Raw genomic sequence first — 22,321 nt, 5'->3', positions numbered from 1 at the left:
GATCAAAGTCCAGCAAAATTGTTACCAATACGTAATAGGTAACAAAGCGGGCGAATCGTGCAACTTGTTTGCGAGAAGGTGTGTGAACAGGGTCGAAGCCCGAATTTTCAAAACATCGAAATTTCGTGATTTTTCGTCAGGGTTTCCCTGATTTTTTCAGCGGCAGACCCTTGCCTGAGGCCGGAAACAGCTGATTTTCAGCGAAAAAACGGCAATGTTGCTCAAATGCAACGGCCGTCAAAAATGACCGAATTGGGGCGAATGACTGTCGAAAATGGGGTGTGCTCCCCCGTCATTCAAGGGGAGCACAGAATAATTCAATCAAATTGAGAATCAATTAGCCCAAAATGATTAGTTTGATCAGCCGGCTTCGCTGACGCGGCGTATAGCCGTTGTAATCTTTTCGATGGATGCCTGTAGCTCGACCAGCCGCTCACGCTCCGCCTCGACAATTTCCGGCTTTGCATTGGCAACAAATTTTTCATTGCCAAGCTTCTTGCCGATCTTGTCGATTTCCTCGTTGATCTTCCCGGCTTCCTTGCCAAGGCGGGCAACTTCCGCCTTCACGTCGATCAGGCTGCCAAGCGGCAGGCATGCCGTCGCCTCGCCGATAACAAACTGCGCCGAGCCCTTGGGGGCTTCATCGGCGAGCTCGATCGTTTCAACACGCGCGCGCCATTTGATCGAAGCTTCATGGCGCACCAATCGTTCCTTGGTCACGTCACGCGCCCCGACGACCACCAGCGGTGCCGTGGCAGAGGCAGGAACATTCATTTCCGCCCGGACCGAACGGATGCCCGTCACCAGATCGATCAGCCAGTTGATATCCGCCGCAGCTTCCCCGTCGAGGAAATCCGGCTCCGGCCAGCCGGCATGGCAGAGCAGGGTATCGCGCATCTGTCCCTCGCCGGCCGTGTGCGCCCAGAGCTCTTCCGTCATGAACGGCATGAACGGATGCAGCAGCTTGTAGATTTCATCGAGGACATAGGCGGCGCAGGCCTGTGCTTCCGCCTTGGCTTCCGCATCCTCGCCATTGAACACCGGCTTCAGCAATTCAATGTACCAGTCGCAGAACTGGTTCCAGACGAACCGGTATGCCGCACCGGCGGCTTCATTGAAGCGATAGCTCGTGATGCCGTCGGTGACGTCGCGCACCGCATTGGTCAGCTCCGTCAATATCCAGCGGTTGACCGTGAGCTTTGCGTCCTGCGGCCGGAAAGCCGGATTGCGCGCAACGCCGTTCATCTCGGCGAAACGCGTCGAATTCCAGAGTTTTGTCCCGAAATTGCGATATCCGGCGATGCGGCTCGGATCGAGCTTCACGTCGCGGCCCTGTGCCGCCATGATGGCAAGCGTGAACCGCAGGGCATCGGCGCCATATTCGTCGATCAGATCCAGCGGATCGATGACGTTGCCTTTCGACTTCGACATCTTGGCGCCGTTCTTGTCGCGCACCAGCGCGTGGACATAGACGGTGTGGAACGGCTCCTCGTTCATGAAATGCAGGCCCATCATCATCATGCGGGCGACCCAGAAGAAGATGATGTCAAAACCGGTGACCAGCACATCGGTCTGATAATAGGTGGCAAGCTCCGGTGTCTTGTCCGGCCAGCCCAGCGTCGAGAACGGCCACAGCGCCGACGAGAACCAGGTGTCGAGCACGTCTTCGTCGCGCGTGAGAATATCGCCGGGCTTCAGGTCTTCGAGCAGGTTCTGCACGTGAGCCTTCATCGGCCCCTCATGCGCCAGATAATGCTGAATCGCGGCGCTGAGCGCTTCTTCCTCAGTTTTTTCAACAAAGACCTGGCCATCCGGGCCATACCACGCCGGAATCTGATGCCCCCACCAGAGCTGGCGGGAAATCGTCCAGGGCTGGATGTTTTCCATCCACTCGAAATAGGTCTTTTCCCAGTTCTTCGGTACAAAATTGGTGCGGCCTTCGCGCACGCTGGCAATGGCTGGTTTGGCGAGTTCCGCCGCGTTCACATACCACTGGTCGGTGAGATAAGGCTCGATCGGCACGTCACCGCGGTCGCCATGCGGGACCATATGCGTGTGATCTTCGATCTTTTCGAGATAGCCGCCCTCTTCCATCATCGTGACAATCAGCTTGCGCGCAGCAAAGCGATCCTTGCCATCGAGCGCATGAATCAGCTGATCGAGATGACTCGATTTCTCCAGTCCTTCGAGGAAGTCGTTGTTATCCTTCAAGAAAATCGAAGCATCGGTATTGAGAATATTGATCTGCCGAAGATCGTTGCGCTTGCCGACTTCCGCATCGTTGAAGTCATGCGCGGGTGTGATCTTGACCGCGCCGGACCCGGCTTCCGGATCAGCGTAGTCATCGGCAACGATGGGGATGAGACGGCCAACCAGCGGCAGCAGGACATTGTTGTCGAGGACAGCATGATAGCGCTCATCGGCCGGATTAACGGCAACGCCCGTATCGCCCAGCATGGTTTCCGGCCGGGTGGTCGCAACAACGATATAGGTATGCGGGTTTTCCGGATCGAAAGCCACATTCTCGAGCGGATAGCGGAAATGCCAGAGATGGCCCTTGATTTCGCGCTGCTCGACTTCAATGTCCGAAATCGCCGTCAGCAGCTTCGGGTCCCAATTGACCAGCCGCTTGTCCTTGTAGATCAGCCCCTGCTTGTAGAGCGTCACGAAAACTTCCAGAACCGCCTTCGACAGCCCCTCGTCCATAGTGAAGCGTTCGCGCGACCAGTCGCAGGACGCGCCCAGACGCTTCAACTGGCCGGCAATGATGCCGCCGGACTCGGATTTCCATTCCCACACCCGCTCCACGAACTTCTCGCGGCCCATGGCGCGGCGGCCCGGCTGCTGGCGCTCCATCAACTGGCGCTCGACGACCATCTGCGTCGCAATGCCCGCGTGGTCCATGCCCGGCTGCCACAGCACGTTCTTGCCGCGCATGCGCTCGAAGCGCACGAGGATGTCCTGAATCGTGTTGTTCAGCGCATGGCCCATGTGCAGCGAGCCGGTCACGTTCGGCGGCGGAATGACGATGGCGAAGGGATCCGCGCCGGGCTTCGAACCGGCTCCGGCCTTGAATGCGCCAGCGTCATCCCAGCGTTCTGCGATCTTCGGCTCTATGGCCGCGGCATCATAGGTCTTCTCAAGCATGCGAATAGTCCGTCATTTTTGCGGAAAAAGGTTAGCTACGGTGTAAACCGAATGGCTGGACATAAGTCAATGATGACTTGCCGAATGTCGACGATGCAATCTTGACTTAGAAGATCGGGACGCTACCGAATGAACTGTCGCACATCGCCGACTGTTCAGGGGGAAAGCATGAAATTTTACAAGCTCATCGCAGCATGCACTGCTGTGACAATTCTGGCTGGCTGCGGGGTATCTGAAGGCCGGTATAAGGAAGTACAAGGCCTCCTGGCAAAACCCGAGAGGCAAAAAGCCGAAATAGGACACTGCTCCAATATGTTCGGCAACATGCCGATGAAAAGTCGCCAGAACATAGCCGTCATATCAGGACTGAGCGTTTCGAGCATGCCAACGATCCTGTGCAAACGACTGGTTCAAGGCATTGTCAGCGGCAAGCTCACCCGTGCTGACGTCAATTCCGTGAGCAATGGCAACCTTACGCCGGGTGCGTTCAAGGTGATTCAGGGCAGATAGCCGCTGGAATGAGATCAGCGCTTGGCGCCACGCGCCACGCGCTCGATTTCCTCGCGCACCAGCCGCTCGACCAGATTGGGAAGATTGTTGTCGAGCCAGTCCTGCAGCAAGGGCCGCATGATTTCCTGCGCGATGTCATCGAAGGACCGGCGCTGCTCATGCTGAACGGCAAAGGAAAGGTCATTGAAAGCGGCGCTGACCTGACGTTCCGTCGCTTCCGACAGGATCGGCTCCAGCGCACGCTCGAGATCGAGAGAAACCTCGTCGCCGATGGCAGCCTCGGATGCTTCAGGTGCCGGTGCAACCGGTTCGACTTCCGGCGCCTGATCCAATGCTTCGGCCTGAGCCTCCCGTTCGACAACCGGTATCTGCGGCGGCACGGGGACAACAGGCGTTTGAATTTCAATCATAGGTTCAGGCGCTGCAAAAGCCTCGGGCTCCGGCACGGCATAATCCGCCGGTTCGTCAATGACGGGCTCGGGGGCAACCGGGGCCTTCAATACTTCCGGCTGAGGCTCCGGCGGCACTACGACCGCTTCGCGCTCGACAAGCTTGGACTGCAGCGGCGAGAACGGCCTGCCCAATGGCGCTTCGTAGGCGTGCGGCAGCGGATGCGAAACGGCAATGCCTTCGCGCGGCGGCAATTCCGCCTCCTCCTCGCTTGCATCATAGGGGTGAAGCGGCGTCTGGATTGCGCTGGCAGGAACGGGAACATCGGAATTGACCGGCATCGGCACACCAGCCTCTGTCCGTGTTGTATCACTCTCTTCAATGATACGACGGATCGAGGCGAGAATCTCTTCCATAGAAGGTTCACGCGCCACGCTGGAGGATTGTGCCATGATACTCTCGCCTACTACATCTTGTTTCGCTGCCGAGCAACGAATCTGCATTCAGTGTAGAGGCTTACATTGTCTTTGAGAATCCCTGCGGCGGAGAATACGGCCTAACCCACAGACTTTTCTGGAACGGCACGCAACCGGCCATCCGCCCGTGAAAATGCCGCCGGCGTGCTGACACCGGCGGCACGGGAATAGTTCCAACAACAGGTTCGGGGCCTAGCGGCCGTCCGGTGTACGCAATCCGAACCACTTGTCCTTGACGGCGTCGTAATGCTCTTCCGGCTTGTACTGGGCGACCTGCAGGCCGATCTGTTCCGGCAGCAGGCGGCCGACTGCAAGCAGAACGGCATAGCTTGTGACAACACTGTCATGTTCAGCCTGAGCCAAGGCAATCTGCCCGGACAAAACCTGAGCCTGCTGGTTCAAGACATCGAGCGTGGTGCGCTGACCAACCTTGCGTTCCTCGATAACGCCGTTCAAGGCGAGCTGGGCAGCCGAGATCACGGCCTTCTGCGCAACAATGGATGCCTTGGCGGCTTCCAGCTGCGACCATGCCTTGGCAATCGCCTGACGCACGCTGTCGCGGGTCACATCCACTTCGATCCGGCGCTGCGCGGCGGTTTCCTTGGCCTGACGGACGAGTGCCGGTGTACGGCCGCCGCTGTAGATTGGAATGGTCAGCGTAATGCCGGCCGATGCTGCAGTTCCGTCGTTCTGCGACGAGTCATTGCCCGAAAACACATCCGTGCGGGTCACACCGCCGCTCAGGCCGATCTGCGGCAGCAAGGCGCCTTCATTCGACTTCACCGAATAGCCCGCGGCGTCAAGAGCGTACTGCGTTGCGAGAATTCCCGGATGATCCTTTGCTGCAATGGCAAAGGCCGAGTCCATCGATTTCGGCAGGTGCTTTGAGGCAATGCTCGCAGGCTTCAGCCCTGTCGGCGCTGCACCGACAATCTGGATATAGGTGGCTTCAGCGGTTTTGACGTCTGAACGGGCGACGTTTAACGTGGCCACTGCCGACGCCTTCTGTGCTTCGGCCTGGGCAACGTCCGTGCGGGTGCCTTCACCGACATCGAAACGCGCACGGGCGGCGCGCAGCTGTTCGTCAAGAAACTCCAGGTTCTTCTGACGCAGAACCACGATCTGCCGGAACATGTACACATCCATGTAGGCCTGTGCAGCACTGAACAGCAGATTCTGTGTGTTGTTGCGCAGATTTTCACGGGCGGCCAGAACCTGGGTCTTGGCCGACGCAACGTTGTTCTTGGTCTGGAAACCGTCAAACAGCGTCTGATTGAGGGAGATGCCGAATGTACCGACATTCGAGTTGCTGGTGCTGCCCCCATCAATCCGGCGTGAAGAAGCCGTCAAACCGGCTGTCGCCGAAACAGTCGGGCGATAGCCGGATTTGGCGATCGCAACGCCCTCATCCGTCACCCGCACACCGGCGCGATCAGCATTGAGGGTCGAATTGTTGTCATACGCCTTGGACATCGCGCCAAAGATCGTTTCTGCCATTGAAGGCGCAGAGGTCAAGACCGTCGCCGACAGCAGTGCTGCGGTGAGTACTCGCTTACCCGGTATGAACACCATAAACCCCTTCATTCTCTAAAACTTGGAAACCCCAGACCGAACCGATTGGTTCGACCACATGTCGTTCATTCGCTTTCAATTTGCAAGATGACCCACCGGCACATTTTTCGATATGCGAACAAAGTGGTCAACCGTTGCACTTTTGTCTCATGTGCGACACTCAAAACTCGAACTCAGGCACCCTCTCAAAACCGGGAAGCGGCTTCACGGCAGAGTTGAAAGCAGGACGGCCCGATACTACCCCGTCATTCTTGACATAAATCATGGCCTGACCGGAATTGCCCGCGCCTTCAACGGCAACGAGGCGTCCCCCATCCTTCAGCTGGTCAAACAATGGACCAGGAACATGATCAATGCCACCCTCAAACAGAATCACATCATAGGGCGCTTCCGCAGCATACCCTTTTTGCAGCGGCGTGCTAACCACCACCACATTATCATAACCAAGCTGCCCCAATGTGGCAGTCGCCTGCTCGGCAAGAGTCTGGTCGTTTTCAATCGCGATCACCGATCCGGCGATGCGCGAAAGCACCCCGGCCGAGTACCCGGTTGCGCAACCGACATCGAGAACCACATCCTCGGGCTGGACATTGGCCAATTGCACAAGCTTGGCGAAAGGCGAAGGCTGCATCAGGTAACGCGCACCCGATTCCGCGGTTGCACCCAACACCAGAACATCCTCGTCGATATAGGCGAGTGGCTGACGGACGCTTGGCACGAATTTTTCGCGGGGAACATCGAGGAAGGCCTGAAGCAACGTTTTGTCGGTCACATCAGTCGTACGCAACTGATTGTCGACCATCTTGATGCGAAGATCTTCAAAGTTCAGCGTCATGGTCCACAAGCTTTCCTGGCAAGGCACTTGCAACACAGAGCGCTTGCAAGCGCGTAACTGGCTCCTGCCGGGTGATTTCAGCAGAAGCAATAATTTAGGACAGGATGTGGCAAAAAATTAAGCCACCGTCAATCAATGTCTGCCGTGGTGAGGCAACACACGGGCCATTTGCATGCAAATATCGCATCTTTCTCGCGCAGCGTAATCTTTGTGCAACTCTTGTCGCATTTTTTCACGGGCAAATCACCGGCAACAGCCTGTAATCAGGCGATTCTTTCACCGTGGCTGACATGAGATTCGCAACAACGGATACCCCGGCAGAAGGCCCGGCAACCGCTGGATTGGCCCCGCGCGGCATTGAAAGCGGGTGTTCTGTTGCAGCGCAAGAAAGAGGTGTCGAATTGATCGAAAATTCGTGGTAAAGTAGCGAAAGTAAAGTCACTTTTATTTACCTTGCCATTGTTTTCCGCTCACGCATGCACCCAATTCTGTTATTGAACTGACAGCAAGCACCTGCCATTGTCACAAGCAGGCAGAAGGAATCGGTAAGCGGCGATAGGAATTATGCGTAAATGATTGATTTCAAAGGACTAGGCGATTTCCCCGTCAGTCACGACGAACTCACCGGACTGGCCGACAGGGATGCGCTCGAAGAACATCTTGATAGTCTTTGCGCATCGTACGGCGAAAGTGACTTCGTTGACCGCATTGAATTTGCCATTCTCTGCATCGATATTGACAACTTCAAGATCATCAATGAACAACATGGCCGCAGCGAAGGCGATAATCTTCTAAAACTGGTTGCTGACCGGCTTCAGTCCTGTCTGCGCAAGAACGATGTTGTGTATCGTCTTGGTGGCGACGAGTTTGCAATTGTGCTGGTCCAGGTAACGTCTGAAGAAACTGCCCGCGTTGCCGACCGGATCATCGGATCGATCTCGCAGCCCTATGATTTGGGTGGCGATGCACCGATCCGGATAACCGCAACGATCGGCGCGGCTCTGGCCCCGCGTGACGGACAGACGCCGGAGAGCCTGCTCTGGTGTGGCGATGCGGCGCTCTACATCGCCAAGAACGCCGGCAGAGGCGTCTATCGCCGCTATTCCGAACGCCGCTCCAGTTAGTTGTGCGCACCGGCCCGGCAGCTTTCATAGGGGTGCTCCTGCAATGACCCACTCCATGCACCCGAGGAAACGGGAAGCTTTCGATCAGGCCAATGAAGGCATTCGTCTCGGCGCAGCCGGCGACCATCTGCACGCGGTCAAACACTGGGAAAAGGCTTCGCGCATCGCGGACGAGCACCTGCAAGGGACGGATATCAACTTCTGGATCAAAAGCGGCTATGGCGCTGCGCTCTTCGACGTCGATCAATATGACGAAAGCATCGCAACATCCGAAATTGCCCGTCAATGGTGCCTCGGCCACGGACAACCGCTGGCATCGCTTTCCATCGCGCGGTCTTATCTCGCCCTCGGCCAGACCGCGACTGCGCGCCCGTATCTGCGCGAAATCCACAGCCTGATCGGGAATGATATATTCCCGGCGTTCAAAGATTCAGAGGCGGAAAATATCCGCAATGCGCTCTCATCAGATGATAAAAACTGAAATAAGCGGAGCAGTAACAATACTTTAAATCGATTTTACTGACCATTTTGCAGTGGAGTGCAAATGGCATCACATCACTTGTTGAAAATTGAAATTAAAATCTCCGTCATCTCCGCTAATTTTGTAATAGACCGTCGCAATTGTTGATTTGAACTGCGGAACTCTTGCCTATTTGGATCGTTATCACGTCCGGCAATTCAATTCGGAGCATGAGAGAATGACGATCAAGACCGTTCCACAGGAAGTCTACCAGCGCCACGAACGCGAATGGCAGCTGCTTCGCGAGGCTTTGGCCAAGAACAAATCCGCAAGCGAATCCCAACCGATCGCTGCGTCCAGCCGCCCCGCAGATCTGGTTCCCGGCGCCTTCCCTCAATAACCCCGTCTGTTGATTCGAACCCGCATGGCCTACAGCAATGGCCGTGCGGGTTTTGCTTTGCCGGCATACGGGCCAGACACCGCAATGTGCTATCCGCGGGGAGCGAGCATCCGCATGCCAGGCTTCCAGCAGCGTCTTGACAAGCACGGCATGCGGGCCTAGTTGGCAAAATTACAGTTGCGCGTGCAGCCAGCTGTCGTAGGCGTTACCGTCATCCAACGCGTCCTTTGTCGAGAGGATCCCAGCAGGGAGTTCTCGATCCAAGAGGCGCTTATGGTATGACATTGTTTTCCCCACCTCCCATTTCCGGCCGTTCGACGGCTCCAGCTGTGTTCCCGGCATCGGGCATGCTGCGGCGCAATGTCGTGCGGCCCGAGCAACGGGGAGCCGTTCGGCAAAACCCTTTCTCCCATTGGCGCCAACACCTCGAGACAGAGGCCGGGACACGGTCAGACCGTCGGCCTCACGTCCGGATTGAAACCAAGGAGCAACATGATATGCAAATGACCGGCAATACGATCCTCATCACCGGCGGCACCAGCGGCATCGGGCGCGCACTGGCTGAAGCGTTCCACGACCGCGGCAACCGCGTCATCATCACGGGACGGCGCACATCCCTGCTTGAAGAGATCGCAGCCGCCCGGCCGGGTCTGGTGGGACTCCCGCTTGATCTCAGTGATCCGGACTCGTTGGCTCATCTTGTCAGCGAGGTTCGCACACGCTTTCCCGCGCTTAACATGCTCATCGCGAATGCCGGCATCTCGCGGCCGGAGGACATGACGACGGATGACTGGGACATTTCCGCCGCTCAGTCCATCGTCGAGACGAACATCCTGGGCGTGCTGCGCGTGACGGCGGCGTTCCTGCCACTGCTTAAAGCCCGGCCCGGCGCGACGATCCTCGCGACCAGTTCAAACCTCGCCTTCATTCCCCGCGCCGACTTTCCGACCTATTGCGCCAGCAAGGCCTTCCTGCACTCGTGGCTGCAGTCGCTGCGTCACCAACTCCGCCATATTCCGGTCGGCGTGCTTGAGCTGGCACCGCCTTATGTTCAGACGGAATTGACCGGCGACCGGCAGGCATCCGATCCCCGCGCCATGCCGGTTGCCGCCTATGTAGCCGAGGTCATGCAATTGCTGGAGGCGGAAAACCATCCGAGAGGCGAAGTTCTGGTCGAGCGCGACCGCGCCCGGCGCTCGGCGGAGCGGGAGGGCCGCTACGAGGAGACTTTTGCCGCAATGAACCCGTCTTAAAGCAGCTGCACGACATTGAAACGAAAGGCCCGGCATCTCATGAAAGCCGGGCCGCGCGCGGCCCTGTGAACGCCACGCTTCCGGTGTTCAACGCAACCGGCAACGCGCCGGATACGTTGAACGCCGATATGGTCAAAACGCCCTCAGGAGTGCATGCGTCCGGTCTTGATGTATTCCACCATCTGGCTGACCACGGTGCCCCAGCCTTCGTGAAACCCCATCTCTTCATGCTTCTTGCGGTTGGCTTCATCGCCATGAATGGCGATCGCACGGTAGAGCGTGCCGTTTCCGTTGCGCGCCAGGTCCAGTGTGGCTGTGAAGAACGGATTGGCTGACGGCCGGTAACCGCCGATCAGCGCGTCGGTGATGACCAGGCGTTCGTGCGGTTTCACTTCGAGATAGCAATGGGTATTGGGATACTCCTGGCCATCGGGCGAGCGCATCGTGAAATTGACTGTCCCGCCGGGCCGCAGGTCAATGTCACAGGCCGTGATCGTCCACGGTTTTGGCGCGAACCACTGGCGCAGATGCTCCGGTGTCGTCCAGGCGCGCCATACAAGCTCCACCGGGACGTCGAGGTCGCGTTCAAGCACGAGATCGAGTTTGGGATTGATCGTGATGTCGGGTAGCTTCATTTGGATTCTTCCTCCTTGAGTTTCATGAGATAACTGTCCAGTTGATCGAGGCGGCGTTTCCACAGCACGCGCTGGCGCCCAAGCCAGTCTTCCGCAAGCTTGAGCCGTTCCGCCTCGAGTTCGTAGGTCCGGACGCGTCCGGTCTTGTGTGACCGTACCAGGCCACTTCCCTCCAGCACTTTCAGGTGCTCGACGAAGGACGGCAGCGCCATGCCGTAGGGTGCTGCGAGCTCGGATACCGAAGCGGGGCGGACGGTAAGCCGTTCGAGCACATCGCGCCGCGTCGCGTCGGACAGCGCGCGGAAAATATGATCCACGACCGCCGGATCGGGCATGGGCTGGCGTGGCGGCATGCCGCCGCCGGTCTGTGGTATCATGGCCCCCTCCTTTGAAAGCACCCGTGTCCATCTGAATGGAAACGGGTTATAGGTCGGATCAAAACTTAGGTCAATCCCTTAGTATTGCCCGACGACCGCGGACCGTTTCCGCAGGCATTCAATCCCGGGCGAGCGAACGAAGGCTAAAGGCCTCCAAAGCGTTGAGCAGATCAACCGGCAGATCAATCGATGGCAGGACAGGCGCGCGACCCGGAATATGAATGCCTTTGCTGTGCAGCCGGTCCAGCTGGGCGGCAAGACGTGCCGGGAAATCTGGAGCAAGCAAATTGGGTTGTATGGCAAAAACAAACAACCCTACCCCTGGCGAAAGAGCGCCTTGCGAAAAGGATGGTGCATCAAGAGACCAATTGGAACCAGTCAATCCTGCGGCAAGCGTTTCAACCATCAGCGCAATATTCGCACCTCGCGTGCCGCCAAAGGCAAGGAGTGCGCCCCTTATCGCTTCACCCGCATCTGTCGTAGGACTGCCTTTGGCGTCTATGGCCCATCCCTCAGGTATCTGTTCTCCCTGTTCGGCAAATTGCCTTACGTTGACGAAAGCCGTGGCGCTGGAAGCTTGATCAATCACAAGCGGACGCGAATTCTCGGTTGGCGCGGCAAAGGCTAGAGGATTGGTGCCAAACACTGCCTCGCGGCTCTTTCCCGAAGCCATCAACGCAGGACTATTCGTCGCTGCGAATGCGACCAGTCCAGCGTCCGCGAGACGTCTGACGTAATACCCCAGCTCACCTGTTGTATAACTGTTGTGTAGAGCGAGCGCCGCGAGCCCAAATGTACGCGACCGCGTGACCAATTCATCGATCACAAGATCAAATCCAAGATGCGCTATTCCCCCCGCGGCATCAACGCGAATAAGTGCAGGTGCTGGAAATGCAACCTCCGGTTCGGCATTGCCGTTGATGCGCCCCTCCGAATATGCGGCCAGATAATCCAGAAGATGCCGAAACCCCACGGCGCTGCGTCCGTTGCATTCAGCGGCAACGGTTGCATCTGCAAGTGCATTTGCGTTTGCACTGCTTGCCCCTACGGAAATACAGGCCCGCCGGGCAAGCGCTTTCGCATCGTCAATCGTTATTTCCAATTGGCTTCCTCTCCGCTGGATTCGAATTACCGGCTTGAAATCCACCCATAGATGGTTCGCGCTCATGGGCTCGAGCCACGATTCCCGCCTTCAAAGGGCGGTGTCCTGCCATTAGAAGAGGCGGGATTATGACCGATTGGTACTGTGTGAACCCTTACCTGTAAAGCAGTCGAAGCGCTGTGTTCTGAGCGCATGTATAATTGAACTTGACCATAATCTGTGATCCAGTCGGGGGAACAGATGGCAGGAACCCTTGACGCGATGAACGTGAGTGAAATTTTGCCGTTTCTTGGACATACCGAGCAAAGCGCTGGGCTCTCCAGTCTTCTCTTATCTGCCGGGTTTGATGTTGCCCAGATGCAGGGCCGCGTGCAGCGTGGGCACGGTGTCGGGCATCTTGAACTCAAGCCCCTCGGCATCGAACTCGCCTTCCATTTTCACACCGATTACAAAGAGACCTATGGAAAACCAGAGGATGAAGGAAAGGCGGTTCTGTCGGGTGTCTTTGCCTATGACAAAGCCAAGAAGGATCGAAAGGCCTATAATGGCCCTGTTCCCTTCACCCGCGGCCCCCTTCGCAACCGTTCCGATGCACTGCGCGAATTTGGAGTTCCGTATCACACGGAACAGGACGACGACGAAATCGATTGGGATTACTGGTTCAAGGGTGGCGTACAGGTCGGTGCGTTCTATCGGCCAGACACCACTATAGAACACCTATCCTTTTCCGTACCATTCAAGACCACGCTCGAAAGGCTGAACCGCCCCCATACCAATAGCGATTGATCTGGCGTGGCCGGGCATGCGGCGACAGCATTGCCGTTTTGGCTGATCGCGGCCATATGGCGGTAGCGGAAGGATTTTGTCTGGAATGACTTGACGCCGCCGACTTCGTCTCATAGACAACGGCACCGGAGATTCACAGGCTTGTGTCTTGTGTATTGTCTCCAGTGACGAGGCCTCGTGGCGGAGTGGTTACGCAGAGGACTGCAAATCCTTGCACCCCGGTTCGATTCCGGGCGAGGCCTCCAAATTATCCTTCAAACTGTATATCCCGACGTCAATGCGTCAGCGGATGGCGCACGGCCGGTTGCGTGATCCGACTGGAAATTTGCCGTGCACAGGTGCGGGCGGTGCGCTGGTGGGACAGGCGTATCGGGCATAAGCAAGTTCGATCAAGCCCCAATACGGTTCATCGGCACCCGCATCGACAACGCCCCTTCTAAGCCGGGAAAGTCCCGTCACCCTGCCCCAGCGGCCTTTGCATCAACACCGTATCGACCCACTGGCCGAACTTGAAGCCGGCGGAGCGCAGCGTGCCGACCGGCTCGAACCCAAGCCGCTCGTGCAGCTTCAGCGACCCCGTATTGCCGCTGTTGCCGATGACGGCCACCATCTGCCGCCAGTTGCCCGCCTCGCACCGCCGGATCAGTTCGCCGAGCAGCAGCGACCCTATCCCGCGGCCGGCCATGCCGTTGGCAATATAAACCGAATCCTCCACCGTGAAACGGTAGGCGGGGCGTGGCCGGTAGAGCGTTGCATAGCAGTACCCCACGACGCGTCCGTTCGCCTCGGCCACCAGATATGGCAGCCCCGCAGCGAGCGCGCCCGCCCTGCGCGCCGCCATCTCGCCCACCGCAGGCACCTCCAGTTCAAAGGAAGCGATGCCATTGAGCACGTGATAGGCATAGATCGCCTGTATCGGGTTCATATCGCGGTCTTCCGCAGTGCGCACCTGTACGCAGGCGGAATCAAGAGGCGAGGTTTTTTCTGCAAGCAATTGATTATCCAATGAATGTTTCTCCGGTTTTCCGCGCCGGACATCGGTCGGCGTCAGGCCGATATCCAGCAGCAAGCGGGGTTCGAGCTCCCGCAGCGCCTCGAGCTGATGGTGGCGCGATTGCGGCGCGGCGGTGAGATAGCAATCCACCTGATGTAACAATGTGCGGATTCTGCCTGCTCGAATGCTCACACGCTGTCTCCCGCGCCTGGTTTTTGCCCCTGTTAGCCAAGGAACCCGGTGGCATTCTGCATCACAGGAGATATAAAAGAAGCTTTGAACGCCTATACGAACTATAAGGAAAGCTTTGTGTCTTCCCTCAGCCTCGATCAACTGGCCACCTTCGTCGAAGTCATCGAGCTCGGCAGCTTTTCCGCCGCCGCCGACCGGTTGAACATCAGCCAGCCGGCCGTGAGCCTGCAGGTGCGCCAGCTGGAAAAGCGGCTTGGCGTCCGCCTGATCGAACGAATCGGCCGCAAAGCCACCCCCACCGCCGCCGGTACCGAGCTTCTTGCCCATGCGGGGCGTATCAACAGGGAGGTTTCGGGCGCCCTGGATGCCATGGCCAGATACACGACCGAGACCATCGGGCGGGTACGGCTGGGAACCGGCGCCACGGCCTGCATCTATCTGCTCCCGCCGCTCCTGCGCAGCCTGCGGCAAGGGTTTCCGTCGCTGGATATCACTGTCAGCACCGGCAACACGCCGGACATGGTCAAGGCGGTGGAAGACAATGTGCTCGACATTGCGCTGGTGACGATGCCCGCCTCCGGCCGGATGCTGGAAATAAAATCGATCCTGCGCGACGAATTCGTTGCCGTCGCCCCTGCCGGTGTGGTCATGCCGCCGGAGGTGACGGCGGCGGAACTGTCGAAGAATCCGCTGATTCTGTTTGAACCGTCAGGCAATACCCGGCGGATCATCGACCGCTGGTTCGAACAAAGTGGCGTAAGCCTGCAGCCGGTCATGTCGCTGGGCAGCGTCGAGGCCATCAAGGAACTGGTGCGCGCGGGACTGGGATGGGCCATCTTGCCCGCCATGTCGGTGCGTGACCCGGAACAGCGGCGGCCTTTTACCGTGCGCCCGCTGATGCCTCACCTGCACCGGGAACTCGCGCTGATCATTCGCCAGGACAAAACGGTCACACGAGGCCTGCGCGCATTGATCGCCGCCATCACCGAAGCCGGGACGCGCCGGCGCCTCTAAGGGACAGCATTGCAAGGGCGTGCCGGTTCCAGGCGAATCAGGCCTTGCTGTTCGCCGCAGCCCGGCTGCCTTTCCAGCGGCGGCCAAACTTCACTTCCAGCTGCCGGCGCTTGCGCCGGACCAGCGCAGAATCATGCGACAGCACCACAAGCCCCAGCGGAATCATCCAAAAACCCAGAATCGGCAGAAAACCGAGTGTTCCCCCGGCAATAAGCGCGCCGCCGAGCGTGCGACGCATTGCCACCGATTGTGGAATGGGCACATGGCGGCCAAAGATGCGCATATGCCGGCGCTTTGGCGTGGCGGAATGCTCGTGGGCAGCATTAGGCCCATGATTACTGGCGTTTTCGGGGCGTTCGGTCACGCGGTTGCTCGTCCTTTCCGTGTTCAACAGACCCCGGATGTAGGAACGCAAAAGCGGCATGTCATCATTTGTTGTGCACATTAGATGAAAAAAAACGAAATGGTCCTTTGCAAAAGCGAAACCCTTTTGCTATAGGCCACTTCGCTGATGACTGAGTAGCTCTTCCCCGGTAGCTCAGTGGTAGAGCAACCGGCTGTTAACCGGTTGGTCGCTGGTTCGAATCCGGCCCGGGGAGCCAGTCACCTCAAAGGCTTAGCAGCTGACGCTGCTGAGCCTTTTGCTTTTCTGCCTTCCCGCCTGTGGTCATCGTGCGCCAGCGCTGCCAATGCTCTTACGGCCGGAAGCCAATCAGTGCTATGAATAGCCAAGCCAAACATCCCCGTGGAGACATCATGTTCCTGCTCACCGTTGCCGCCATCTGGACCATTGCTGCGCTGACGCCGGGGCCGAATTTCTTCCTGATCGTGCGTTGCACCCTCACCGGTTCGCGCAAGATCGCCATCTCGGCGGCGGCAGGCACCCTCACGGGCACCCTGTGCTGGGGCCTTGCCGGCTGGCTTGGCGTCGGGTCATTGTTCATGGCCGCCCCGATTGCCTATATGGGCCTGAAGATAGCGGGCGGCATCTATCTCCTCTGGCTGGGCCTGCGGCTGCTGTGGCAGTTGCGCCAGCCGGCGGGCGACATGACCATCCCCGCGAGCAAGGTCAGGCTGACACCGCTGGGCGCGTGGCGCCTCGGGCTTGCCACGAATCTTGCCAATCCGAAATCGGCGTTGTTTGTCGCCAGCCTGTTTGCCGCCACCATGGCGCCGGGCACGCCATGGACCCACGGCGCTGCGGCCGTCATGGTGATGGTGACCATATCGGCCATCTGGTATGCGGGCCTGGTTGCAGCGCTCAGCCACCGCACGGTCGCGGGTGCTTATCAACGGGCACGGCGCGCAATCGACGCCTTTGCCGGGGCAATCTTCATTGGTTTCGGCCTGAAGCTGGCACTGTCCGACCGCTGAGCGGAGCTCGGCAGGCGGTGAAGCAACGGCATTGATCTGAACTTCTGTACTTTAGTTGAATTGAAAGTTCGAAATCTCCATGTTAGTCACACGGCTTGGAGATGACATCATGTCTGTTTTTGCAATCACCACTTTATGCGTCATTGCCACGTGGCTGGCGTGCTTCCTGTTTCCGCGATTTGACTGAAACAATACTGCATGCACTCTGCTCCGTGCGCTGACGGCGGCAATCCGGAAAACCCCGGGCTAGCGCACCCAGGTGGTGTTCTCCACATAGATATCAGCGTCCATGGTTGCCTGGACGAAAACCGAGCGGGCCATGGCAGGCGAAGCATGGCCTTCCATCGCCTCATTGCAGGCCATCCGGGCGAGCAGGTAAATTCTTCCCCGCTCCCCCGGCCAGTCGCGGGACAAAAACTCAGCCGCTTCCGCGACCGAACCGATGTTCCGCAGCTTGAAGGAATGAAGTGACTCGACAGTCACCGGTTTGAACTTAGCATCTTTCATGGCCTAGAAACGCCGATCATTCAGACTGGTTCCAATCTGAAAAGCGCCTGTGGCAAAATTGCGATGGAGCAGCATTCGCTGCGCCCGATCACGACCATGTGCGGGCAATCCCGGCGGGCTAGACGGGCTGGCGGAAATCCAGCCAGCGGTGGTCTCTGTCCGGCTGCTTCAGCCGTGCGCGCATGGCGGGGCTCAGATCGATATCGCAAAGCAGATGTTCGTTAAGGTCGGCCAGCCGGCCGACGGGTCCGGCTTCCTGCTTTTTCCGCTCGGGCGGCACGCGTGACAGGTTCAGGCCCAGATATCGCACTTCGGTCATTTCAGACTCCTAAAGTCATCAATCTCATTTCTATGTCTGGATAAATAATTGTTTATTTATAGGAGAACCAACGTAAAATACGGCATTAGCCATCAAGCCATTTAATGGATAAATCATGTCCTCCCTGCCACTGCCAGCTATCCGCGTTTTCGACTCCGTTGCCCGTTTGCAAAACTTCACCAAGGCTGCGGAGGAACTGAACATGACCCAGTCGGCGGTGAGCTATCAGATCAAACTGCTGGAGGAATTTGCCGGCGCGCCGTTGTTTCACCGGCATGCCCGCGGGGTTTCATTGACCGGCAAGGGCGAACTGGTCGCGCCGGTCATCCGCCGGTCTCTGGCTGAACTGGGCGAAACGTTCCGCGCGATCCGCGAGGAACAAAACTCCGTCCTGGTCGTCTCTGTCATACACACCTTTGCCAGCAACTGGCTGACCCCGCGCATTGTCGACTTCCAGACCCGGTTTCCCGATATTTCCGTGCGGTTCGACATCACGTCGCGTCTGGTGGATTTTGCCGCCGAAGGGATCGACTGCGGGGTGCGGATGGGTATCGGGCATTGGCCCGGCCTGAAGTCGCATCTGCTGCTTCCCGGCGGCTTCACGCCGCTTGCCAGCCCCGCATACCTTGAAAAATACGGCCGCCCGCAAAAGCCGGCCGATCTGCTCAACTACCACCTGATCACGCCGGACGACGACTGGTGGCAGGTCTGGTTCCGCCAGGCGGGCGTGGAAGGGCCGTTGGTCATGACCAAACCCGGCTTCGGGATCGATACGCAGCAGATCATCGCCAATCTCGCGCTTTCGGGTGGCGGCGTTGCGCTGGTTTCAGTGGGGATATTCCAGACGGAAATCGATTCAGGCAGGCTTGTTCAACTGTTCGACACCTGCGCCTCGACCGGATGGGACTATCACCTCGTTTATCCCGAAGGCCGGCAGCTTTCACCGAAACTGCGCCTGTTCCGCGACTGGATACTGGAACAGGCGGGCGCCTGATCTCGGTTTCTACCATGCGTCAGTGGTAGGCTTCCGTCATGGCCTGTGCCGCACCGGCGATGATGGCGGAGCGCTGGGTCGGCGTTTCGCGGGAATCGGCGACAAACACGGCGACGGCGATTTTTCCGCCGTCGGGCGCGGTCAAAATCCCCACATCGTTCGTTGCGGCATTGACGCCTTTCCATGTCCGGCTCGTACCGGTCTTGTGGGCAACGGACCATCCAGCGCCTGTCCCGGCGCGCAACCTGTCGGGAAATGTCACCGTCTCGCCCATGATGGCCAGAAGCCGCTGTGTCGACCCCGCGGCGAGGAGTTTGCCATTCATCAGGGCGGCAAGAAATGCGGTCATCGCCCGCGGCGTTGCCGTGTCGCGCGGATCTTTCTGATAAGCCTCGAATGCCGCATCCCGCTCGGCCTCGGGAACCGCCTTCATGGCCTTTTGCAGCACTTTCGCATCCACATACTCCGGCTTCCAGCGCAGGCCGACGGTTTCGGTCTGCAGATGCCGTTCGTCGCGGTCAATCCGGATACCCAGTATGCCCTTTCCCTCGGCAAACTGATCGACCTTGGCCGGACCGCCAAGCCGTTCGATCAGGATATCCACCGCAGCACTGTCGCTGTCGACAATGGCGCGGCGGACAAGGTCGTCGGCATTGGTTTGAAAGACGCCCTCCCTTTCCACGATCTTGGCGAGGGGCTGTACGGATAAGCTCAGGTTTTCCGGTTTGACAACAATCGGTTCCTTGATGTCTGCAAGCCCCCGATCCGCAGCGTCGAGAACTGCAGCTCCCACGATCAGCTTGACGACGCTTTGCAATGAGAATCGCTCCTCACCCCGGATACAGACCATCGTGCCGCTCTGGTCCTGCGCGCAAATGCCGACACGCCCATCCTTGCCCTTGACCAGCGCTTCCAGGCGTTGCTTGAGTGCCACCGGATCGGCAATCGCACCCGCATGCGACACGGCTGGCATGCCGAACAGGCAGACAAAAGCGACGAGAAAACCAGCTGATTTCATGATCAGATATCCCTGTTGGGCGCTCTTCACAAAAGGATAGTGCCCAAAACGCTCCTTTGGAAAGGCCATGCATGCTTCCTTCATACCGAATGAAGATTACACCAGCGTTGCTGCCACCTTACCGATAAGACAAGGATCATCCTTGCACGATCAGCAGTGGCGCGCTTAACATCAACAGCGGCGGCGTCGGGGAACAGCATGCGGGCAGTGTTGGGATATGGTCTGGTGGCATTGGGCGCCTGTCTTGTCGCGGCGGCCATGTGGATATGGGTGGGGCCATGATTATCTGCGCATCGACCCGTTCTGGATCAGCTGGCTCATTTTCACGTGGTTGCAGCCAGCAAGCATACCCCAGACCTTTTACGACATCCTTGTCGGCGTGACTGCTTCCGCCGGGATCGCCGCCTATAGCCAAGGCAAGTATCTGCTGCGGTCAGCAAAGACCGTCGAATGACTTGTTTGTACGGGCTTCCTGTGCTGAAATTCCGGGATATGCAAGCAAACCTGATGTTCTGCCATGTCGCTTCGCCCGCCGCAAAACCTGACATCCCATTTTGGGGACAGTGCGCCCAGCGCCCTTGATTATGAAATCATGGGTGAAATGGCGGCATCGCTCGGCCGGGCCGGTGAGAAAGTCGAACAGACATTGGCACAACTGGCCGCTGCCGCCATGCCGGAACGGGATATGCAGTTAAGGGCAGCGGCACGGGCCGTTCACGCCTACTTTATCCAGCGCGAACTGTGCGGCTTGAGGAATCACGATGCGGCTATCGTGGATTACAATATTCCGCGCGCCGTGCTGATACGGCTCGGCGCGAGCTGATCCCTGAAAACATCGCCGGAAACGGCCTGTTTCCTACTTGCCTGAGGATTCTTCCTCAAACATGATGGCGACATCGGCATTTGCCGACAGCCGCACCTTGTTGCCCTCGACCTCGGCAACGAGCGCTGTCGAGATGTAATGATGATGGCCCCGATGAGAGCCCTCGCCGCTGTCCTTTTTCGTCAGCTTGATACGGGCACCGTCCACGTGATCGACTGTTCCGACATGAACACCATCGGCGCCGATGACTTCCATATGTTCCTTGATGCGTGTTGCAGGCATGATCTTCTCCAATGTTTGCCAAGCAGGAACGCATGAACCAGGCTTTGGATGCATCGGCGGACAAGAATTGTCGATCAGCGCCGCGCCCGTCACCGCATCCCGGCAAGCACGGGAATTGCCGCTTGTGTCCCGCCCGGCGGGCCCCTACCATTTCACGGAAAAGCGCATATCGGGAAAGCATTGTTCGACATGACTGATGAAATTCTCACCCCGGCGGAAATGAGCGAGGCCGACCGGTTGACCATCGCCGGGGGATCGATCGACGGATACGGGCTGATGCTGCGGGCGGGTTATGCCGTCGCGCGCCACGTACTGGACCACCACGGCGATGCACCGGCCTTTCACGTTCTGTGCGGTCCGGGCAACAATGGCGGCGACGGCTATGTCGTTGCCAGCCTTTTGGCTGAAAGCGGCGGCAATGTTCATGTGTGGAGTGATGACAAGCCGCGCGCCCATTCCGACGCGGCAATCGCCCGGCGCGATTGCAGCGTCGAACCGGCCGCACTTTCCGGCTTCAAACCGGGGGCCGGCAGCGTCGTCATCGACGCACTGTTCGGGGCAGGATTGAACAAGCCCTTGGCCGGCAAGGCCGCCGCAGCCGTTGAGCGGAGCAATGCGGCTGCGGTCACGCGCATCGCCATCGATGTGCCTTCCGGCCTTGACGGGGCGACGGGCATGGCACTTGGCGCGGTATTCGAGGCCGATTGCACCATCACATTCTTTCGCAAGAAACCGGCCCATCTGCTTTATCCGGGACGCGGCCTGTGCGGCCGGATTGTCGTCGCTGATATCGGCATCCGTGCCGACGTTCTGTCGATGATCAAGCCCGCCTGTTTCGAGAACACGCCGGACTATTGGCGCGCGCTGCTGCCCTCGCCCGGCGTGGAGACGCACAAATACACGCGCGGCCACGTCGCCGTGTTTTCCGGGGGTGCGACCGCGACAGGCGCGTCCCGGCTTTCCGCGCTGGCAGCCGCGCGCAGTGGCGCGGGTGCCGTTACCCTGCTCTCTCCGGCGGAATCCCTTGCCGTCAATGCGGCACATCTGACGTCGATCATGCTGAGCCGCTGCGAAACCGACCGCGAGCTGCGGGCATTCCTGAGCAAACGCAAACCCTCGGCCATGGTGCTCGGCCCCGGCTTTGGCATAGGCGCCCGCGCACGGGACATTGCGCTCCTGCTGCTCAAGGAGGAGCTCCATCTGGTATTGGATGCCGACGCGATCACCTCATTTGAAGACAACAGCGCTGCGCTTTTCGCCTCGGCGCGTGGCACCCCGGAAACCCGGCTCGTGCTGACGCCGCATGAAGGAGAGTTCCGGAGGCTGTTCCCCGGGATCGGCGACGGGAATACACCGTCAAAACTCGAACGCGCCCGCGCCGCCGCCAGGCAGGCCCATGCGGTCATCATCTACAAGGGTGCCGACACCGTCATCGCCGCGCCGGACGGCCGGGCCGTGATCAACAGCAATGGCACCCCGCTTTTGGCAACCGCCGGATCGGGTGACGTGCTTTCGGGCGTAACGGCGGGCCTGATGGCGCAAGGCATGCCGCCCTTCGAGGCAGCCTGCGCGGCGGTCCATGTCCACGCGGCGGCAGCCAACGACCTTGGTTTCGGCCTGATTGCCGAGGATCTTCCCGCAGCTGCCGCAAAAGTGATCGGACAATTGCATCGCATCTGACGGCAAGCCGCCTGCGCATGAGACACTATTGAGCGCTTGCGTTACCGGTACGTAGAC

At 58.7% G+C, this 22,321-nt stretch carries 25 protein-coding genes and 3 tRNA genes; 14 read left to right on the top strand and 14 right to left on the bottom strand.

The window, feature by feature from the left end:
• Window positions 1-360: 360 nt before the first annotated feature.
• On the bottom strand, window positions 361-3,147 hold the full coding sequence (locus tag ACZ25R_RS11270) for a valine--tRNA ligase (RefSeq protein ID WP_464660695.1): 2,787 nt from the start codon (window positions 3,145-3,147) through the stop codon (window positions 361-363).
• 168 nt (window positions 3,148-3,315) lie between these two features.
• On the opposite strand from ACZ25R_RS11270, the gene ACZ25R_RS11265 reads away from it, so the two are divergent.
• Window positions 3,316-3,657, top strand: a complete 342-nt coding sequence (locus ACZ25R_RS11265; protein WP_223613150.1) for a hypothetical protein — start codon at window positions 3,316-3,318, stop codon at window positions 3,655-3,657.
• 14 nt (window positions 3,658-3,671) lie between these two features.
• Here ACZ25R_RS11265 and ACZ25R_RS11260 read toward each other — a convergent pair whose 3' ends face one another.
• From ACZ25R_RS11260 to ACZ25R_RS11250, 3 genes are all read right to left on the bottom strand, one after another.
• Window positions 3,672-4,499, bottom strand: a complete 828-nt coding sequence (locus ACZ25R_RS11260) for a PopZ family protein (protein ID WP_472461035.1) — start codon at window positions 4,497-4,499, stop codon at window positions 3,672-3,674.
• A gap of 216 nt (window positions 4,500-4,715) precedes the next feature.
• Window positions 4,716-6,107, bottom strand: a complete 1,392-nt coding sequence (locus ACZ25R_RS11255; RefSeq protein WP_464660699.1) for a TolC family outer membrane protein — start codon at window positions 6,105-6,107, stop codon at window positions 4,716-4,718.
• A gap of 148 nt (window positions 6,108-6,255) precedes the next feature.
• Entirely contained in the window at window positions 6,256-6,930 is a 675-nt protein-coding gene (locus ACZ25R_RS11250) for a protein-L-isoaspartate O-methyltransferase family protein (protein ID WP_472462480.1), read from the bottom strand.
• Between the two features lie 572 nt (window positions 6,931-7,502).
• On the opposite strand from ACZ25R_RS11250, the gene ACZ25R_RS11245 reads away from it, so the two are divergent.
• The 4 genes from ACZ25R_RS11245 (at window position 7,503) to ACZ25R_RS11230 (ending at window position 10,167) form a co-directional block, all read left to right on the top strand.
• Window positions 7,503-8,054, top strand: a complete 552-nt coding sequence (locus ACZ25R_RS11245; protein ID WP_223613146.1) for a GGDEF domain-containing protein — start codon at window positions 7,503-7,505, stop codon at window positions 8,052-8,054.
• Window positions 7,981-8,535, top strand: a complete 555-nt coding sequence (locus ACZ25R_RS11240; protein WP_472461034.1) for a hypothetical protein — start codon at window positions 7,981-7,983, stop codon at window positions 8,533-8,535. Before ACZ25R_RS11245 ends, ACZ25R_RS11240 begins: the two co-directional genes overlap by 74 nt.
• A gap of 217 nt (window positions 8,536-8,752) precedes the next feature.
• Window positions 8,753-8,914, top strand: coding sequence for a hypothetical protein (locus tag ACZ25R_RS11235; RefSeq protein WP_223613144.1), 162 nt, complete (start codon window positions 8,753-8,755; stop codon window positions 8,912-8,914).
• A gap of 503 nt (window positions 8,915-9,417) precedes the next feature.
• Entirely contained in the window at window positions 9,418-10,167 is a 750-nt protein-coding gene (locus tag ACZ25R_RS11230; protein WP_472461033.1) for an SDR family oxidoreductase, read from the top strand.
• A 143-nt stretch (window positions 10,168-10,310) separates the two neighbouring features.
• On the opposite strand, the gene ACZ25R_RS11225 is transcribed toward ACZ25R_RS11230, so the two are convergent.
• From ACZ25R_RS11225 to ACZ25R_RS11210, 4 genes are all read right to left on the bottom strand, one after another.
• Complete coding sequence (locus tag ACZ25R_RS11225; protein ID WP_472461032.1) at window positions 10,311-10,802, bottom strand: SRPBCC family protein; 492 nt, start codon at window positions 10,800-10,802, stop codon at window positions 10,311-10,313.
• Complete coding sequence (locus ACZ25R_RS11220) at window positions 10,799-11,137, bottom strand: ArsR/SmtB family transcription factor (protein ID WP_404928127.1); 339 nt, start codon at window positions 11,135-11,137, stop codon at window positions 10,799-10,801. The genes ACZ25R_RS11225 and ACZ25R_RS11220 overlap by 4 nt, the downstream gene beginning before the upstream one ends.
• Window positions 11,138-11,297: 160 nt before the next feature.
• On the bottom strand, window positions 11,298-12,347 hold the full coding sequence (locus ACZ25R_RS11215) for an Ldh family oxidoreductase (RefSeq protein ID WP_472461031.1): 1,050 nt from the start codon (window positions 12,345-12,347) through the stop codon (window positions 11,298-11,300).
• Window positions 12,334-12,405: transfer RNA gene (locus ACZ25R_RS11210), tRNA-Gln, on the bottom strand. The genes ACZ25R_RS11215 and ACZ25R_RS11210 overlap by 14 nt, the downstream gene beginning before the upstream one ends.
• A gap of 116 nt (window positions 12,406-12,521) precedes the next feature.
• On the opposite strand from ACZ25R_RS11210, the gene ACZ25R_RS11205 reads away from it, so the two are divergent.
• Window positions 12,522-13,067: a hypothetical protein gene (locus tag ACZ25R_RS11205; RefSeq protein ID WP_472461030.1), complete on the top strand. Its 546-nt coding sequence runs from the start codon at window positions 12,522-12,524 to the stop codon at window positions 13,065-13,067.
• A gap of 171 nt (window positions 13,068-13,238) precedes the next feature.
• Window positions 13,239-13,312 (top strand) — tRNA-Cys (locus tag ACZ25R_RS11200).
• 191 nt (window positions 13,313-13,503) lie between these two features.
• Here the strand turns inward: ACZ25R_RS11200 and ACZ25R_RS11195 are convergent.
• On the bottom strand, window positions 13,504-14,061 hold the full coding sequence (locus ACZ25R_RS11195; protein ID WP_472462479.1) for a GNAT family N-acetyltransferase: 558 nt from the start codon (window positions 14,059-14,061) through the stop codon (window positions 13,504-13,506).
• A gap of 309 nt (window positions 14,062-14,370) precedes the next feature.
• On the opposite strand from ACZ25R_RS11195, the gene ACZ25R_RS11190 reads away from it, so the two are divergent.
• A complete protein-coding gene (locus ACZ25R_RS11190) occupies window positions 14,371-15,267 on the top strand; it encodes a LysR family transcriptional regulator (RefSeq protein WP_223613140.1) in 897 nt (298 codons plus the stop codon).
• 37 nt (window positions 15,268-15,304) lie between these two features.
• On the opposite strand, the gene ACZ25R_RS11185 is transcribed toward ACZ25R_RS11190, so the two are convergent.
• Complete coding sequence (locus ACZ25R_RS11185) at window positions 15,305-15,550, bottom strand: hypothetical protein (protein WP_223613489.1); 246 nt, start codon at window positions 15,548-15,550, stop codon at window positions 15,305-15,307.
• Window positions 15,551-15,794: 244 nt separating this feature from the next.
• On the opposite strand from ACZ25R_RS11185, the gene ACZ25R_RS11180 reads away from it, so the two are divergent.
• Together ACZ25R_RS11180 and ACZ25R_RS11175 are read left to right on the top strand one after the other, a co-directional pair.
• A tRNA-Asn gene (locus ACZ25R_RS11180) sits at window positions 15,795-15,869 on the top strand.
• Between the two features lie 154 nt (window positions 15,870-16,023).
• The gene (locus ACZ25R_RS11175; RefSeq protein ID WP_472461029.1) at window positions 16,024-16,641 is read left to right on the top strand and encodes a LysE family transporter; all 618 of its coding nucleotides are present in this window, start codon (window positions 16,024-16,026) and stop codon (window positions 16,639-16,641) included.
• Window positions 16,642-16,887: 246 nt separating this feature from the next.
• On the opposite strand, the gene ACZ25R_RS11170 is transcribed toward ACZ25R_RS11175, so the two are convergent.
• Together ACZ25R_RS11170 and ACZ25R_RS11165 are read right to left on the bottom strand one after the other, a co-directional pair.
• Window positions 16,888-17,148 carry a DUF982 domain-containing protein gene (locus tag ACZ25R_RS11170; RefSeq protein ID WP_472461028.1) on the bottom strand — a complete coding sequence of 87 codons (261 nt, stop codon included), beginning with the start codon at window positions 17,146-17,148 and terminating at the stop codon, window positions 16,888-16,890.
• A gap of 118 nt (window positions 17,149-17,266) precedes the next feature.
• A complete protein-coding gene (locus ACZ25R_RS11165; RefSeq protein ID WP_472461027.1) occupies window positions 17,267-17,467 on the bottom strand; it encodes a hypothetical protein in 201 nt (66 codons plus the stop codon).
• A 115-nt stretch (window positions 17,468-17,582) separates the two neighbouring features.
• On the opposite strand from ACZ25R_RS11165, the gene ACZ25R_RS11160 reads away from it, so the two are divergent.
• Entirely contained in the window at window positions 17,583-18,461 is an 879-nt protein-coding gene (locus tag ACZ25R_RS11160) for a LysR substrate-binding domain-containing protein (protein WP_472461026.1), read from the top strand.
• Between the two features lie 19 nt (window positions 18,462-18,480).
• On the opposite strand, the gene bla is transcribed toward ACZ25R_RS11160, so the two are convergent.
• Entirely contained in the window at window positions 18,481-19,479 is a 999-nt protein-coding gene (gene bla, locus ACZ25R_RS11155; protein ID WP_472461025.1) for a class A beta-lactamase, read from the bottom strand.
• Between the two features lie 217 nt (window positions 19,480-19,696).
• Between bla and ACZ25R_RS11150 the strand changes: the two genes are divergently transcribed.
• Together ACZ25R_RS11150 and ACZ25R_RS11145 are read left to right on the top strand one after the other, a co-directional pair.
• A complete protein-coding gene (locus tag ACZ25R_RS11150; protein WP_472461024.1) occupies window positions 19,697-19,933 on the top strand; it encodes a hypothetical protein in 237 nt (78 codons plus the stop codon).
• Window positions 19,934-19,996: 63 nt separating this feature from the next.
• Window positions 19,997-20,302 carry a DUF6665 family protein gene (locus ACZ25R_RS11145; RefSeq protein ID WP_472461023.1) on the top strand — a complete coding sequence of 102 codons (306 nt, stop codon included), beginning with the start codon at window positions 19,997-19,999 and terminating at the stop codon, window positions 20,300-20,302.
• Window positions 20,303-20,335: 33 nt separating this feature from the next.
• Here ACZ25R_RS11145 and ACZ25R_RS11140 read toward each other — a convergent pair whose 3' ends face one another.
• Window positions 20,336-20,584 carry a DUF2171 domain-containing protein gene (locus ACZ25R_RS11140; RefSeq protein ID WP_472461022.1) on the bottom strand — a complete coding sequence of 83 codons (249 nt, stop codon included), beginning with the start codon at window positions 20,582-20,584 and terminating at the stop codon, window positions 20,336-20,338.
• Between the two features lie 189 nt (window positions 20,585-20,773).
• Here ACZ25R_RS11140 and ACZ25R_RS11135 point away from each other — a divergent pair, with 189 nt between their 5' ends.
• On the top strand, window positions 20,774-22,264 hold the full coding sequence (locus ACZ25R_RS11135) for an NAD(P)H-hydrate dehydratase (protein WP_472461021.1): 1,491 nt from the start codon (window positions 20,774-20,776) through the stop codon (window positions 22,262-22,264).
• The last annotated feature ends 57 nt before the right edge of the window (window positions 22,265-22,321 follow it).

The organism is Phyllobacterium sp. RCAM01083 (assembly GCF_055685835.1).
Note: the sequence above shows the minus strand (reverse complement) of the source record. Positions and strands in the feature narration are given on the sequence as shown.

Coding starts and splice junctions, on each gene's coding strand:
- ACZ25R_RS11270 (WP_464660695.1), bottom strand. CDS start 3,147: ATGCTTGAGAAGACCTATGATGCCGCGGCCATAGAGCCGAAGATCGCA.
- ACZ25R_RS11265 (WP_223613150.1), top strand. CDS start 3,316: ATGAAATTTTACAAGCTCATCGCAGCATGCACTGCTGTGACAATTCTG.
- ACZ25R_RS11260 (WP_472461035.1), bottom strand. CDS start 4,499: ATGGCACAATCCTCCAGCGTGGCGCGTGAACCTTCTATGGAAGAGATT.
- ACZ25R_RS11255 (WP_464660699.1), bottom strand. CDS start 6,107: ATGAAGGGGTTTATGGTGTTCATACCGGGTAAGCGAGTACTCACCGCA.
- ACZ25R_RS11250 (WP_472462480.1), bottom strand. CDS start 6,930: ATGACGCTGAACTTTGAAGATCTTCGCATCAAGATGGTCGACAATCAG.
- ACZ25R_RS11245 (WP_223613146.1), top strand. CDS start 7,503: ATGATTGATTTCAAAGGACTAGGCGATTTCCCCGTCAGTCACGACGAA.
- ACZ25R_RS11240 (WP_472461034.1), top strand. CDS start 7,981: ATGCGGCGCTCTACATCGCCAAGAACGCCGGCAGAGGCGTCTATCGCC.
- ACZ25R_RS11235 (WP_223613144.1), top strand. CDS start 8,753: ATGACGATCAAGACCGTTCCACAGGAAGTCTACCAGCGCCACGAACGC.
- ACZ25R_RS11230 (WP_472461033.1), top strand. CDS start 9,418: ATGACCGGCAATACGATCCTCATCACCGGCGGCACCAGCGGCATCGGG.
- ACZ25R_RS11225 (WP_472461032.1), bottom strand. CDS start 10,802: ATGAAGCTACCCGACATCACGATCAATCCCAAACTCGATCTCGTGCTT.
- ACZ25R_RS11220 (WP_404928127.1), bottom strand. CDS start 11,137: ATGCCCGATCCGGCGGTCGTGGATCATATTTTCCGCGCGCTGTCCGAC.
- ACZ25R_RS11215 (WP_472461031.1), bottom strand. CDS start 12,347: ATGAGCGCGAACCATCTATGGGTGGATTTCAAGCCGGTAATTCGAATC.
- ACZ25R_RS11205 (WP_472461030.1), top strand. CDS start 12,522: ATGGCAGGAACCCTTGACGCGATGAACGTGAGTGAAATTTTGCCGTTT.
- ACZ25R_RS11185 (WP_223613489.1), bottom strand. CDS start 15,550: ATGCGCATCTTTGGCCGCCATGTGCCCATTCCACAATCGGTGGCAATG.
- ACZ25R_RS11175 (WP_472461029.1), top strand. CDS start 16,024: ATGTTCCTGCTCACCGTTGCCGCCATCTGGACCATTGCTGCGCTGACG.
- ACZ25R_RS11170 (WP_472461028.1), bottom strand. CDS start 17,148: ATGAAAGATGCTAAGTTCAAACCGGTGACTGTCGAGTCACTTCATTCC.
- ACZ25R_RS11165 (WP_472461027.1), bottom strand. CDS start 17,467: ATGACCGAAGTGCGATATCTGGGCCTGAACCTGTCACGCGTGCCGCCC.
- ACZ25R_RS11160 (WP_472461026.1), top strand. CDS start 17,583: ATGTCCTCCCTGCCACTGCCAGCTATCCGCGTTTTCGACTCCGTTGCC.
- bla (WP_472461025.1), bottom strand. CDS start 19,479: ATGAAATCAGCTGGTTTTCTCGTCGCTTTTGTCTGCCTGTTCGGCATG.
- ACZ25R_RS11150 (WP_472461024.1), top strand. CDS start 19,697: ATGGTCTGGTGGCATTGGGCGCCTGTCTTGTCGCGGCGGCCATGTGGA.
- ACZ25R_RS11145 (WP_472461023.1), top strand. CDS start 19,997: ATGTCGCTTCGCCCGCCGCAAAACCTGACATCCCATTTTGGGGACAGT.
- ACZ25R_RS11140 (WP_472461022.1), bottom strand. CDS start 20,584: ATGCCTGCAACACGCATCAAGGAACATATGGAAGTCATCGGCGCCGAT.
- ACZ25R_RS11135 (WP_472461021.1), top strand. CDS start 20,774: ATGACTGATGAAATTCTCACCCCGGCGGAAATGAGCGAGGCCGACCGG.